12 protein-coding genes, 1 tRNA gene and 1 pseudogene are annotated in these 12,941 nt (G+C 69.6%); 4 read left to right on the plus strand and 10 right to left on the minus strand.

Annotated elements, in window-relative coordinates; genetic code table 11:
• Positions 1 to 23 precede the first annotated feature (23 nt).
• Complete coding sequence (locus tag ACLGIH_RS25860; RefSeq protein ID WP_416527681.1) at positions 24 to 803, minus strand: helix-turn-helix domain-containing protein; 780 nt, start codon at positions 801 to 803, stop codon at positions 24 to 26.
• 80 nt (positions 804 to 883) lie between these two features.
• Positions 884 to 966 (minus strand) — tRNA-Leu (locus ACLGIH_RS25865).
• Between the two features lie 97 nt (positions 967 to 1,063).
• On the opposite strand from ACLGIH_RS25865, the gene ACLGIH_RS25870 reads away from it, so the two are divergent.
• From ACLGIH_RS25870 to ACLGIH_RS25885, 4 genes and pseudogenes are all read left to right on the plus strand, one after another.
• On the plus strand, positions 1,064 to 1,720 hold the full coding sequence (locus ACLGIH_RS25870) for an ANTAR domain-containing response regulator (RefSeq protein ID WP_416527682.1): 657 nt from the start codon (positions 1,064 to 1,066) through the stop codon (positions 1,718 to 1,720).
• 181 nt (positions 1,721 to 1,901) lie between these two features.
• A pseudogene (locus tag ACLGIH_RS25875) lies at positions 1,902 to 1,979 on the plus strand (hypothetical protein); the annotation flags it as partial.
• A gap of 34 nt (positions 1,980 to 2,013) precedes the next feature.
• On the plus strand, positions 2,014 to 2,160 hold the full coding sequence (locus ACLGIH_RS25880; RefSeq protein ID WP_416527683.1) for a hypothetical protein: 147 nt from the start codon (positions 2,014 to 2,016) through the stop codon (positions 2,158 to 2,160).
• 196 nt (positions 2,161 to 2,356) lie between these two features.
• On the plus strand, positions 2,357 to 2,692 hold the full coding sequence (locus tag ACLGIH_RS25885) for a hypothetical protein (protein ID WP_416527684.1): 336 nt from the start codon (positions 2,357 to 2,359) through the stop codon (positions 2,690 to 2,692).
• Positions 2,693 to 2,763: 71 nt separating this feature from the next.
• On the opposite strand, the gene ACLGIH_RS25890 is transcribed toward ACLGIH_RS25885, so the two are convergent.
• The 8 genes from ACLGIH_RS25890 to ACLGIH_RS25925 form a co-directional block, all read right to left on the minus strand.
• Entirely contained in the window at positions 2,764 to 3,480 is a 717-nt protein-coding gene (locus tag ACLGIH_RS25890; RefSeq protein WP_416527685.1) for an ABC transporter ATP-binding protein, read from the minus strand.
• Complete coding sequence (locus ACLGIH_RS25895) at positions 3,477 to 4,385, minus strand: ABC transporter ATP-binding protein (protein ID WP_416527686.1); 909 nt, start codon at positions 4,383 to 4,385, stop codon at positions 3,477 to 3,479. The genes ACLGIH_RS25890 and ACLGIH_RS25895 overlap by 4 nt, the downstream gene beginning before the upstream one ends.
• Positions 4,386 to 4,390: 5 nt before the next feature.
• The gene (locus tag ACLGIH_RS25900; protein WP_416527687.1) at positions 4,391 to 6,217 is read right to left on the minus strand and encodes a branched-chain amino acid ABC transporter permease; all 1,827 of its coding nucleotides are present in this window, start codon (positions 6,215 to 6,217) and stop codon (positions 4,391 to 4,393) included.
• 5 nt (positions 6,218 to 6,222) lie between these two features.
• On the minus strand, positions 6,223 to 7,155 hold the full coding sequence (locus ACLGIH_RS25905) for a branched-chain amino acid ABC transporter permease (protein WP_416527688.1): 933 nt from the start codon (positions 7,153 to 7,155) through the stop codon (positions 6,223 to 6,225).
• 112 nt (positions 7,156 to 7,267) lie between these two features.
• Entirely contained in the window at positions 7,268 to 8,506 is a 1,239-nt protein-coding gene (locus ACLGIH_RS25910) for a branched-chain amino acid ABC transporter substrate-binding protein (protein WP_416527689.1), read from the minus strand.
• A 911-nt stretch (positions 8,507 to 9,417) separates the two neighbouring features.
• The gene (locus ACLGIH_RS25915; RefSeq protein WP_416527690.1) at positions 9,418 to 9,756 is read right to left on the minus strand and encodes a hypothetical protein; all 339 of its coding nucleotides are present in this window, start codon (positions 9,754 to 9,756) and stop codon (positions 9,418 to 9,420) included.
• 135 nt (positions 9,757 to 9,891) lie between these two features.
• Positions 9,892 to 10,380, minus strand: a complete 489-nt coding sequence (locus ACLGIH_RS25920) for a hotdog fold thioesterase (RefSeq protein ID WP_416527691.1) — start codon at positions 10,378 to 10,380, stop codon at positions 9,892 to 9,894.
• A gap of 78 nt (positions 10,381 to 10,458) precedes the next feature.
• A complete protein-coding gene (locus ACLGIH_RS25925) occupies positions 10,459 to 12,750 on the minus strand; it encodes an FdhF/YdeP family oxidoreductase (RefSeq protein WP_416527692.1) in 2,292 nt (763 codons plus the stop codon).
• Between the last annotated feature and the right edge of the window lie 191 nt (positions 12,751 to 12,941).

Genomic DNA, 12,941 nt, shown 5'->3' on the forward strand with positions numbered 1-12,941 from the left:
GGGAGGAGCCTCGGGCCCCCGGATCAGTACTTGGGGCCCACATGGGCGTCCATGAGAGCGACGGAAGCCCTGCGGGCGACGGAGATGTTGTACGGGTCGCCGTTCCGGGTGCACTCCGTCCACTCGACGCCGAGCCGGTCGAGAGTGCCGGTGAACAGGCGCCGGATGTCCGCCGACACGTTGGTGAAGAAGTACCGGGGGTATTCGTAGCGCTTGCGCTCACCGCCTACGAGCCGCGTCGTCCAGTTGGTGATGCGGCAGCCGTCGGAGTGGATGAGCCCGCGCACGAACTCCCAGGGGTGGGCGTCGGTGATCGTCTGCTGCCAGGGGGCGAGAGCGATGGTCCGCTCGTGCTTCTTGCCGGGGCCGTGCTGGGGGAACATGCACACCCAGTGCTTGGTGTACGACTTCACCTCGACGCAGCCCGGCTTGTCCCGTCGGCTGGTTTTTGGCATGGGCATCACCTTGCGCATGGCCTCTTCGGCTGCCGTGATCAACCCGATCTGGGTGGCGTTGCAGAAGGTGGACAAGTGGTGCTGCTTGTGCTTCGAGATGATGTGGCCATCGCCTAAGTAGAGCCCGAGCAGGTAGCCGTACGCGGCTGCGTCAAATGTGCGGCCGGTACATCTGGGGCAGTCTGTCGGCTGCTGGTACGCCTCGCCGCGTGCTTTGCGGTCCTCGCTGAGCCACCACCCGATGGTGCCCCGAGGCACGCTGAACTCCTCAGCGACGACGCGATTGGGTACCCCTTGGCGCATCAGCGCGATAGCGCGTGCGCGAATCGAAGGGCTGTGCTGGTCCATGTGCACACTCTGCGTCACCGATGGTGGTCCGGTGCAGCAAAAAGCGGAGGAACCACGCGAACGTGATCCTCCGCTTGGGGTGCCGGGTGCGGGATTCGAACCCGCACGCCCTTTCAGGCAATCGCTTTTGAGGCGATCATGTCTTCCCTTCCATCAACCCGGCATCAGCGCTGCTCGGAGTGTACCGGTTCCTTGCGCCGAGCCGCAGCTAGGTACCCTGCTGGAAGCAGTGCCGCCTGCCCCGGAACAAGGAGCGCCACGTGACCGCCCCCGAGTCGCCCCAGCCCGTAGACGTGCCCGATGACGACCAGTCGCACGTGCCTCCGCTGACGACCCGTGTCGTCATCGCCGAGGACGAGGCGCTCATCCGGCTCGACCTGAAGGAGATGCTGGAGGAGGAGGGGTACACCGTCGTCGGTGAGGCCGGGGACGGTGAGCGGGCCGTGGAGCTGGCCCGGGAGCACAACCCCGACCTGGTCATCCTGGATGTGAAGATGCCCAAGCTCGACGGCATCTCCGCGGCGGAGAAGATCGCCGAGGAGCGTATCGCCCCGGTGCTGATGCTGACGGCGTTCTCGCAGCGGGACCTGGTGGAGCGGGCCCGGGACGCGGGTGCCATGGCGTACCTGGTGAAGCCGTTCAGCAAGAGTGACGTCGTTCCGGCGATCGAGATGGCCGTCTCGCGGTTCACGGAGCTGAAGGAGCTGGAGAAGGAGGTCGCGGACCTCTCCCAGCGGCTGGAGACGCGCAAGCTCGTGGATCGTGCCAAGTCGATCCTGCAGACCGAGTACGGACTGACCGAGCCGGCCGCGTTCCGGTGGATCCAGAAGACGTCGATGGACCGCCGGATGTCGATGCAGCAGGTGGCGCAGGCGGTCATCGACGACGCCGAGGAGAAGAAGGCGTCCAAGGACTGATACCTCGGTCTCGCGTCCGGTGGCTCCGGTCACCGGGCGTGGTTTTTTGTATCCGCTTCCTCGCCACTCCCGCACGAGAACCGGCTGCTCCGCGGTGTGCGTCCTGTCCCAGGGTGTGTCGGCGGAGACGCTGCGGACCGTGGTGGGTGGCCAGCCGCCCAGGTGATTCACGGGTGCCGATGCCTGCGAGGAGGCGGCTGCCGCTCTGGAGGCCTCCGCGGGGACGGTCGAGTGGGCGCAGGGGCAGGCCCAGGCGTAAGGGCGAGGGCCAGGATCTCAAGCGGTCGGCCCTGGTGGGCGAGGACCAGTGGCATTTCAACATGGGCCACGGCTACGACCGCGCCCACACCGGCCCGGTTGGTGTGCAGAACGATCTCCGGACGACCGATCTCCATCCCGACCGGATCGAGCAGGCGATCGTCTCGGATGTGTACCGGTAGATGGACAACGGCGGGACCGTGTCCACTCCGGGGCCGGGGTTCACCGGGCCGCTGGAGCGGTCGGTGCGGATCGACGGGCGCGATGTGGGGTATCGCGTCATCCAGCGGCCGGACGGGGCCTGTCAGCTGTCCACCTACTGGCTGAACCGAGAACGGAACCGAGAACCGAACCGAGAACCGAACCGAGAAGGAAGCAATGTCCGATGTGGCGTCCGCGGCCAGGGGCCTGGGCCAGGCGATCGATGAGGCCGGTGCCGAGAGCCGGCGGGTGCGGGATGCCGTGCGGGACTTCGTGGAGAAGGTCACCTTCGCGTCCGCCGACGAGATCCGCGGGATGCTGCGGGAGGTCCTGGCCGAGGACTGGATGGCGCTGCCTCCGTGGGCCCGTAACCTGGCCTACCGGCTGGCCTGCCTCCGGCGTCCGGACGATCCCGGGTTGTTGCGCGAGGCGGCTGCGGATCTGCTGTGCTTCGGCCCCGACTGGGACGAGCAGGCCGAGGAGCTGAAGCGGCGCGCCGCGGAGCTGGAGTAGCCGCGCACGGGACGACCGCCACCCCCCGGCGGGAGGTGGCGGTCGGGTGCCGGGCCGGGTCCGCGAGGGTGTCAGTCCTCGCCGAGGTAGGCCTTGCGGACCGATTCGTCGTGCAGCAGGTTCTGGCCGGTGCCGGACAGGACGATGTTGCCGACCTCCATGACGTGTCCGTGGTCGGCGAGCGAGAGGGCCGCCTGGGCGTTCTGCTCGACGAGCAGGATGGTGGTGCCTTGGGACTTCAGCTCGGCGATGGTCGCCATGATCTTCTGCATCATGATCGGTGACAGGCCCATGGAGGGTTCGTCGAGCATGAGCAGTTTGGGCTGGGACATCAGGGCGCGGCCCATGGCGAGCATCTGCTGTTCGCCGCCGGACAGGGTGCCCGCGGCCTGCTTGCGCCGCTCGCCCAGGATGGGGAAGAGGTCGTAGGCGCGCTTGATGTCCTTGTCGATGCCGGGCTTGTCGTTGCGCAGGAACGCTCCGAGGCGGAGGTTGTCCTCGATGGTCATGCGCGGGAAGATGTGCCGCCCTTCGGGGGAGTGGGCGAGGCCCAGCGACACGATCTGGTGGGCGGGGATCTTCTTCAGGGACTTGCCGTTGAACCTGATCTGGCCGCCGACCGGCTTCAGCAGGCCGGAGAGGGTGCGCAGGGTCGTGGTCTTGCCGGCGCCGTTGGTGCCGATGAGGGTGACGACCTCGCCGGCGTCGACGGTGAAGGAGATGCCCTTGACGGCTTCGATCTTGCCGTAGGCGACGCGGAGGTCCTCGACCTCGAGCAGGGCGGTCATCGGTCGGCCTCCTTGCCGGGCGTGGCGTCCGAGGTGGTCTCGGCCGCGGTTTCGGCGGCTTCGACCTCGGCTGCTTCCTCGGTACCGGGGTCGTCGGCGAGGGGTTCGCCGAGGTAGGCGGCGACGACGCGTTCGTCGCCCTGGACGGTGGCGGCGTCGCCTTCGACGAGTTTCTCGCCCTGGACGAGGACGGCGACGCGGTCGCAGAGGTTGAAGATGAACCGCATGTCGTGCTCGATGACGAGGATGGCGATGCCCTTGTCGCGGATGGCGAAGACGAGTTCTTCGGTGGCGCGGGTTTCCTGCGGGTTCATGCCGGCGGTCGGCTCGTCGAGGAGCAGCAGGCCGGGTTCGCTGGCCAGGGCGCGGGCGATCTCGAGCTTGCGCTGTTCGCCGTAGGGGAGGTTGCGGGCGAGGTGTTCGGCCTTGCCGGCGAGTCCGACGAACTCGAGGAGTTCCATGGCGCGTTCGCGGGAGGCGGCTTCGGCTCTGTGGAAGCCGGGGCCGCGGAGCAGTGCCGACCAGAGGCCCTCCTTGGTCCGGGTGTGCCGGCCGACGAGGACGTTTTCCAGGACGGTCATGTTGGCGAAGAGTCGGATGTTCTGGAAGGTGCGGGCGATGCCGGCCGCGGTGACCTTGAAGGAGGTGGATGGCAGGAGGCGGCCTTTGTAGCGGACTTCGCCTTCGGTGGGGGTGTAGAGGCCGGTGAGGCAGTTGAAGAAGGTGGTCTTGCCGGCGCCGTTGGGGCCGATGAGGCCGACGATCTCACCGCTGTTGACGGTGAGGTCGACGCCGCTGACGGCGGTGAGGCCGCCGAAGCGCATGGTCACGCCGCGGGCGTCGAGGACGGGCTCGCCGGGGGTGGCGCCGGTGGGGGCGCTCTTGGTGGTGGTGTCGGTAGTCATCGTGGTCAGGCCCCTGCCTTGCTGAGGACTGTGGGCGCTTCGGCCTCTTCGTGGAATTCGAGCCGGCGGCGCCGGTTGGGGATGAGGCCTTCCGGACGGAAGCGCATCAGGAGGACGAGCGCGAGGCCGAAGGCGAAGAGCTGGTAGTCGCCGAGGAACTGGAGCTTGGCGGGGATGAGGTAGAGCAGGGCGGCGCCGACGAGGGGTCCGCTGATGGTGCCCATGCCGCCGAGGACGACCGCGGCGAGCAGGAAGGCGCTGTTGGGCGGGACGACGTGGGCGAACTGGTACTGCTCGGGGGTGACGGTGTAGGTGACGTGGGCCTGGACGGTGCCGGCGAGCCCGGCGAGGGTGGCGCCGAGGGCGAAGGCGATGAGTTTGACGCGGAAGCCGTTGATGCCCATCGCTCGGGCGGCCGTCTCGTCCTCGCGGATGGCGACCCAGGCGCGGCCGATGCGGGAGTCGCTGCTGCGCCGGAAGACGATCACGACGACGAGGGTGATGAGGAGCATCAGCAGGAAGTAGTTGGCGAAGCGGCCGATGGTGAACCCGGCGATGGTGTGTTCCTGGCCGAAGTCGAATCCGAGGATGCTGAGGTTGGGGACCGAGGAGATGCCGTTGGAGCCGTTGGTGATGTCGGGTCCGGAGGTTCCGTCCATGTTCAGCACGGCGATGCGGAAGATCTCTCCGAAGCCGAGGGTGACGATGGCGAGGTAGTCGCCGCGCAGTCGCAGGGTGGGGGCGCCGATGAGGACGCCGAAGACCATGGCGACGGCTGCGCCGAGGAGGGCGGAGGCCCAGAAGGGCAGCTGGATGTCGAAGGGGCTGGAGGGGGAGCCGGAGACCATGGCGGCGGTGTAGGCGCCGACGCCGAGGAAGGCGACGTATCCCAGGTCGAGGAGTCCGGCGAGGCCGACGACGACGTTCAGTCCGAGGGCGACGGTGGCGAAGATGAGGATGTAGACGCCGATGGTGGCGTACTGGTCGTCGGACTGGGTGAAGGGGAAGGCGGCGGCTGCGACGAACGCGCCGATCATGGTGATGTTGCGGTGTCTGGCGGTGATGGCGGAGACGCGGCCGACGAGTCCTGCCTTGGCGACGGCGGCGAAGCCGAAGCCGGCGGTGATGAGGAAGCCGATGAACAGTTCGTCGTACTCGGTGCCGATGCCGTAGGTGAAGACGGTGAGGCCGACGGCGAGGGCGGCGACGACGATGAGGATCTCGACGTAGGAGGGGAGGCTGGGGGCGGGGGCCGGGGTGCGGGTGGCCAGGGCGGACTTCATGAGTGCGCCCGTGTGGCGGCCGATGCGGCGCAGTCGCTCCTGGGTGGTTTCGTCGGGGTCGACGGGTTCGGCGTCCGGCCGTTCGACCGGCAGGGAGAGCGCGCCGAGGACGGCGGTGAGGGTGGCGATGCCTGCGATCCAGCCACCGGGTTCGAGGTTGACGACTCCGCCGAGCTTGGCGCTGATGGCGATGATCGTGTACCAGGTGGTGGCGAAGGTGCCGAGTGCGGCGAGGATGAGGGCGGCGTCGGTGCCTGCGGGGGTGAGGGCGCGCAGGCCCTTGACGCCGTAGGAGGCGAGGCCGAAGAGGGTGGTGAGGGCGCCGCCGATGAGGACGAGGACCTGGAGGCCGCCGGGGTAGGCGTAGACGGTGAGGTCACCGGGGAACCGGGAGGTCCAGGTCCAGGCGAGGAAGGTGGAGACGACGGCGAGGGCGCCGCCGCCGGTGGCGAGGGCGCGGCCGATGTTCTCCGGGATGCCGGTGAGGCCCTTGGGGGCGTCGGCGGCGGGGGTGCCGGGGGTCTGTGCTGTGGTGGTCTGTGTGGTCATCGGTGTCACGCCCTGTCCGCGACGCGCTCGCCGAGCAGGCCCTGCGGCCTGAAGAGGAGCACGAGGATGAGGAGTACGAACGCCCAGACGTCGGCCCAGGACTGGCTGCCGAACTGGTCCATGCCGGGGATGTCGGAGATGTAGGCGGTGGACAGGGCTTCGGCCACGCCGAGGACGATGCCGCCGAGCATGGCGCCGTAGATGTTGCCGATACCGCCGAGGACGGCCGCGGTGAACGCCTTGAGCCCGAGGATGAAGCCCATGCGGAAGTCGATCTGGCCGTATTTGAGGCCGTAGGCGACGCCGCCGACCGCGGCGAAGACGGCGCCGAGGGCGAAGGCGACCACGATGATGCGGTCGGTGTTGACGCCCATGAGCTTGGCGGTGTCGGGGTCCTGGGCGGTGGCCTGCATGCCGCGTCCGGTGCGGGTGCGCATCACGAAGTAGGCGAGGATCGCCATGCTGATGGGGGCGGCGCAGAAGAGGAAGACGTCGCCGGTCTGGATGGTGACCGAGCCGATCTCGAAGGGGCCGCCGGGGATGCCGGGGAAGGTGCGGGCCGATTTGGCCTCGGGGTACCAGGCCCATACCGCCTGCTGGAGGGCGAGGGAGAGGCCGATGGCGGTGATCAGGGGGGCGAGGCGGGGTGCGCCGCGCAGCGGCCGGTAGGCGAATCGTTCCGCTCCGACGGCCACGGTGGTGGCGACGAGCATGGCCCCGATGAGCATCAGGGGCAGGGCGATCAGCATGGAGGTGCCGTCGGGCAGGATGTACACGTAGACCGTGAGCGCGCCGAAGGCGCCGGTCATGAAGATCTCGCCGTGGGCGAAGTTGATGAGCTGGACGATGCCATAGACCATCGTGTAGCCGATGGCGACCAGCCCGTACATGGATCCCAGTAGCAGGCCGTTGACCAGCTGCTGCGGCAGTTCGTTCACCGCATGTCCTCCGAGACGTCCGGAAATGTTCGACGGATGGGGCCGGATGCGAGTCCGCGCGGGGCGCCTGTGGTGCAGCGCCCCGCGCGGCTCGTGGTGGTGCGGGTGGGGGTCAGCCGGTGTAGGTGCCGGACTTCACGTCCTTCCAGGCACCGTTCTCGACGGCGTAGACGGTGAGCTGCTTGTTGGTGGCGTCACCGAACTCGTCGAAGGAGACCTTGCCGGTGACTCCGTCGAAGGAGACGTTCTGCATGGCCGCGGTGACCTTCTCGCGGGCGTCGTCGGGGAGCTTGCCGTCGTTGTCCTCGACGACCTTCTTCACCGCTTCGATGATCGCCCAGGCCGAGTCGTAGGAGTAACCGCCGTAGGCCTCGTAGTCCTCCTTGTAGCCCTCGGCCTTGTAGTTGGCGACGAACTCCTTGGCGGAGGGCAGTTCCTCGACCGGGGCACCGACGGAGGTGGCGAGGTCGCCGGTGCCGCTGGGGCCGGCGAGCTTGATGAAGTCGGCGCTGTAGATGCCGTCACCGCCGACGAGCGGGACCTTGGCGCCGGCCGCCTTGATCTGCTTGCTGAGCGGGCCGGCCTGCGGGTACTCGCCGCCGTAGTAGACGACGTCGGCGCCGGAGTTCTTGACCTTGGTGGCGACCGCGGAGAAGTCCTTGGTGTCCGGGTTGATGTGTTCCGTGCCGACGACCTTGCCGCCGAGCTTCTTGAACTCGTCGGTGAAGGTGGCGGCGAGGCCGGCGCCGTAGGTCTTCTTGTCGTCGATGACGAAGACCTTGCGCTTCTTGGAGTCGTTGTAGAGGTACTGGGCGGCGAACGGGCCCTGGACGGCGTCCGTGGTGGCGGTGCGGAAGTAGGACTTGTACGGGCGGACCTTGTTCTTCCGCCAGTCCGTGCCCTGGGTGAGGGCCGGGTTGGTGTTGGCGGGCGAGACCTGGACGAGCTTGGCGTCGTCGAAGACCTTCTGCATGGACTCGGCGACGGAGGAGTTGAGCGGGCCGACGACGCCGAGGACGTCGTCGTTGGCGACCAGCTTGGTGGCGTTCTGCTGGCCGGAGGAGGGCTGTGCCTGGTCGTCGAGGGCTTCGATCTTGAAGGTGACGCCGTCGACGTACTTCTCCTTGTTGGCGACCTTGGCCGCGAGGTCGACGGAGTTCTTGATCCCGAGGCCGAGCGCGGACAGGTCGCCGGTCAGCGGGGCGTCGACGCCGATGACCACGGTGGTGCCGCCGCCGTTCCCGGGGTCGGAGCCGCCGCCGCCGTTGTCGTCGCGCGAGCCGCAGGCGGTGAGGGTGAGCGCTCCGGCCGCCAGAGCGGCGGTGATGGCGATGAGCGAACGTTGACGCACGATCAGTCCTTTCCCTGGCACAGCCGTTTCCCCGTGGAGACGGCCGAGTCGAGCGCTGGGCGGGTATGACAATCCGACGGGCGCGGTGACTGGCCGTGACTCTAAGCGTGTGTGGGGAACGTGGAGGAGAGTCTGACCGAGGCTGTGACGCTCTTGTTATGACACGGGGTAATGCAGAGCGGTACTCCGTGGGAAGAAGGGCGGAATTCCGGCCGATTCGCCCGGTCCACATGCTGAGAACCCGCAGGACGTCCGAGGCGCGTTCAGGCGTCTCAAGCGTTTTGGTGATTACTTGGAATCGTTGCCGCAAGCGACGCTCAGAGCCCTGGACAGGTGTTGCGCATAGCGGCGTCCGAGGATGAAAATGTGAACTTCCATTGCGCGCGTATTACGCAGAGTTACGTCCAGGAAAGGGAGCCCGACGTTCCGCGGCACTTTTCCGCATTCCGTCACGCGCATGGTGATCGTGACCTCGCGGGGTGAATCTCGTTTCGTCCGGAATGGCGCGGCTGGCGCCGAGGTCACCGAAAGACCGGGATACGGCTGGGCGAAACGGGTCACGGTGACGGGCGGACCGGCCCGGACCTCCAGCCGCAGCGTGAAGGCGAAGGTGCGGGGCGGCGCCCCGGGAGGTACGGGCGCCGCCCTCAGGTAGGCGATGCCGACGGCCTGGGACGGGTGCGGGGGGTACGGGGGGCGGGGAGGCGGCGTCGGCTGCGGCCGGGTCGCGTGCAGGTAGCCGCTGCCCGCCAGGAGGGCGGCGGTCGCCGTGGTCGCGAGGACGGCCCGGCGGTGCCGGTGGAAGTGGCGCGCGAGGCGTCCGCGGGGCGGAGCGGGGGGCGGGGAGCCCTCTGTGTCCGGGGTGTCCCACGCGTGCGTGCCCTCGCCCGGTTCGACGGGACCGGTGCCGCTCACCGCCACGGGCCGCCGGTGCTCGGGCCGCCGTCGCGGTGGGCGCGGGCGCACTCCTCGCGCGTTCTGCGGTCGATCAACTCCTCGGCCGCCCCGACTCCCTGACGTCCTTTCACGGGCCGGGCGGCGTCGAGGACCTCGCGCAGGATGTCGTACTGACGGTTGGACAGCCCCATGGACTGGTAGTCGCCGTAGGAGTCGCCGTCGAGCAGCTCACGCGACCAGTGGCCGACGATCGTCACGCACAGGCCGACGGGGGGTGTGGGCGGCGGGGTGGTGCCGGCGGGTGCGGAACCGGGGGCGCCGCTTCCGGAGTTGCCGCAGCCGGTCGCCGACACCCCGGTCAGCAGGGCCAGTCCGGCCCGAGCGTGGTCACCCCCGGCCAGGGGGCCCTGAGCCGTCCCATGCCCCGACGCTAAGACGCCGGGGGCCGGGGGGCAATGGCCGCGTCGCGGGCTGCTGCCGGTGCCGGCTCAGCCCGCGGCGCCGGCCTGGGCGGCGTCACCGGGGTCCACGTCCCGCAGCAGACAGGTCAGCCGGGCGCTGCACACCCGCCGGTCCTGCTCGTCGCTGATCACGATCTCGTACGTCGCCGTCGACCGGCCCCGGTGCACCGGCGTGGCCACGCCGGTCACCAGGCCGGAGCGGACCCCGCGGTGATGGGTGCAGTTCAGGTCGACACCGACGGCGATCTTGGAGCTGCCGCCGTGCAGCATCGAGCCCACCGAGCCGAGCGTCTCGGCCAGCACCGCGGAGGCGCCGCCGTGCAGCAGCCCGTACGGCTGGGTGTTCCCTTCCACCGGCATGGTGCCGACGACGCGCTCGGCCGACGCCTCCAGGATCTGCACGCCCATGCGCGTGCCGAGGTGGCCGGCGGAGAACAGGGCGGGCAGGTCCACGCCGAGCGCCGCGTACTCGTCGATGACCTCCTGCGGGAACTTCACGCTCTGCTGCTCGCCCATGGGCTCCGGCTCCGTTCGTCGATCGTGGTGCGTCGTGCGGGTGGGCCGATGTCGTCTCGACCTCCTCTGAGCGAACGCTCAGTCGGTCGCCGATTGTTCCAGACGCACGACGACGGACTTGCTGGCCGGGGTGTTGCTGGTGTCCGCGGTGGCGTCCAGCGGCACGAGCACGTTGGTCTCCGGGTAGTACGCGGCGGCACAGCCCCGGGCCGTCGGATAGGCGACGACCCGGAAGCCGGGGGCCCGCCGCTCCACGCCGTCCCGCCACTCGCCGACCAGGTCGACGTAGGAGCCGTCCCGGACACCGAGCCTGCGGGCGTCCTCCGGGTTCACCAGGACCACCCGGCGGCCGTTCGTGATGCCGCGGTAGCGGTCGTCCAGGCCGTAGATCGTGGTGTTGTACTGATCGTGCGAGCGCAGCGTCTGCAGCAGCAGCCGGCCCTCGGGCAGCTTCGGGTACTCCACCGGGGCGGCGGTGAAATGGGCCTTGCCGGTGGCGGTCGGGAAACGGCGCTCGTCGCGCGGGGCGTGCGGGAGGGCGAAGCCGCCGGGGCGGCCGGCGGAACCGGTCACACGGGCGTTGAAGTCCTCGAAACCCGGGACCACGCGCGCGATGCGGTCGCGGATCGCCGCGTAGTCCCGCTCGAACTCCTCCCAGGGCGTGGAACTGCTCTCGCCCAGCACCCGGCGGGCCAGGCGGCACACGATGGCCGGCTCGGACAGCAGGTGCGGGCTCGCCGGCTCCAGGCGCCCGCGGGAGGCGTGCACCATGCCCATGGAGTCCTCGACGGTGACGAACTGCTCGCCGCTCGCCTGGAGGTCGCGTTCGGTGCGGCCGAGGGTCGGCAGGATCAGCGCACGCGCGCCCGTGACGGCGTGCGAGCGGTTCAGCTTCGTCGACACGTGCACCGTCAGTCGGGCGCGGCGCATCGCCGCCTCGGTGACCTCCGTGTCGGGGGAGGCGGAGACGAAGTTGCCGCCCATGGCGAAGAAGACCTTCGCCGCGCCGTCGCGCAGCGCCCGGATGGCCCGCACGACGTCGTAGCCGTGCTCGCGCGGAGGCGTGAAGCCGAACTCCTTCTCCAGGGCGTCCAGGAAGGCGGCCGCGGGCCGTTCGACGATGCCCATCGTGCGGTCGCCCTGCACGTTGGAGTGGCCGCGCACCGGGCACACGCCCGCGCCCGGGCGGCCGATGCTGCCCCGCAGCAGGAGGAAGTTGACCACCTCGCGGATGGTGGGCACCGAGTGCTTGTGCTGGGTGAGGCCCATCGCCCAGCACACGATGGTGCGCCGGGAGGCGAGGACCATGCGCAGCGCCTCGTCGATCTCCGCGCGCGTGAGGCCGGTCGCCGTGAGGGTCTCGTCCCAGTCGGCGGCCCGGGCGGCCTGCGCGAACTCCTCGAAGCCGTGCGTGTGCTCGCGGACGAACGCCTCGTCCACGGCGCCTTCGGTCTCCAGGATCAGCTTGTTGAGGAGCCGGAACAGGGCCTGGTCGCCGCCGATGCGGATCTGCAGGAACAGGTCGGTGAGCGCGGCACCGGCGGTGAGGCCCCTGGCGGTCTGCGGGTTCTTGAAGCGCTCCAGACCGGCCTCGGGCAGCGGGTTCACGCTGATGATCCTCGCGCCGTTCGCCTTGGCCTTCTCCAGCGCGGAGAGCATGCGCGGGTGGTTCGTGCCGGGGTTCTGCCCGGCGACGACGATCAGGTCCGCCTGGTACAGGTCCTCCAGCAGGACGCTGCCCTTGCCGACGCCGATCGTTTCGGAGAGCGCCGAGCCGGACGACTCGTGGCACATGTTGGAGCAGTCCGGCAGGTTGTTGGTGCCCAGCTCACGCGCGAACAGCTGGTAGAGGAAGGCGGCCTCGTTGCTGGTGCGCCCCGAGGTGTAGAAGACGGCCTCGTCGGGGGAGGAGAGGGCCGCGATCTCCTCGGCGACGATGCCGAAGGCGCGCTCCCAGGTGACCGGCTCGTAGTGCGTACCGCCCTCCGGCAGGTACACGGGGTGGGTGAGCCGGCCCTGCTGGCCCAGCCAGTAACCGCTGCGGGTGGCGAGGTCGGCGACGGAGTGCGCCGCGAAGAACTCCGGCGTGACCCGGCGCAGCGTGGCCTCCTCGGCGACCGCCTTCGCGCCGTTCTCGCAGAACTCCGCCGCGTGCCGGTGGTCCGGCTCCGGCCAGGCGCAGCCGGGGCAGTCGAAGCCGTCCTTCTGGTTGACGTTCAGCAGGGTCAGCGCGGTGCGCTTCACGCCCATCTGCCGCTGGGCGATGCGCAGCGTGTGGCCGATGGCCGGCAGGCCCGCCGCCGCGTGCTTCGGCTCGGCGACCCGGGGCGCGTCCTGGACCGGGTCACTCTTGGGCGGCTTGGCGGCCATCGCGCACTCCTCTTCGCGTACACGTGTGAGGTACGTCTCCGATCCTCGCACGCGCCGCCGGCATCGAGACCGGCCGGGCCCGGCGGCGCTAACCGTGCCCTCGGCATCGAGACCGGCCGGACCCGCCGGCCGGTGCGGACCCGCCCCGCGCCGGGCGACTCCCGGGTGCGTGACGGTGCGTGAGCGGTCCG

Source organism: Streptomyces hamibioticus (genome assembly GCF_047946815.1).
Taxonomy (GTDB): Bacteria; Actinomycetota; Actinomycetes; order Streptomycetales; family Streptomycetaceae; genus Streptomyces.

Bases quoted from the DNA above. Each gene is read 5' to 3' on its own strand.
- ACLGIH_RS25920 (WP_416527691.1), bottom strand. From the start codon at position 10,380: ATGGGCGAGCAGCAGAGCGTGAAGTTCCCGCAGGAGGTCATCGACGAG.
- ACLGIH_RS25925 (WP_416527692.1), bottom strand. From the start codon at position 12,750: ATGGCCGCCAAGCCGCCCAAGAGTGACCCGGTCCAGGACGCGCCCCGG.
- ACLGIH_RS25885 (WP_416527684.1), top strand. From the start codon at position 2,357: ATGTCCGATGTGGCGTCCGCGGCCAGGGGCCTGGGCCAGGCGATCGAT.
- ACLGIH_RS25895 (WP_416527686.1), bottom strand. From the start codon at position 4,385: ATGACTACCGACACCACCACCAAGAGCGCCCCCACCGGCGCCACCCCC.
- ACLGIH_RS25860 (WP_416527681.1), bottom strand. From the start codon at position 803: ATGGACCAGCACAGCCCTTCGATTCGCGCACGCGCTATCGCGCTGATG.
- ACLGIH_RS25890 (WP_416527685.1), bottom strand. From the start codon at position 3,480: ATGACCGCCCTGCTCGAGGTCGAGGACCTCCGCGTCGCCTACGGCAAG.
- ACLGIH_RS25900 (WP_416527687.1), bottom strand. From the start codon at position 6,217: ATGACCACACAGACCACCACAGCACAGACCCCCGGCACCCCCGCCGCC.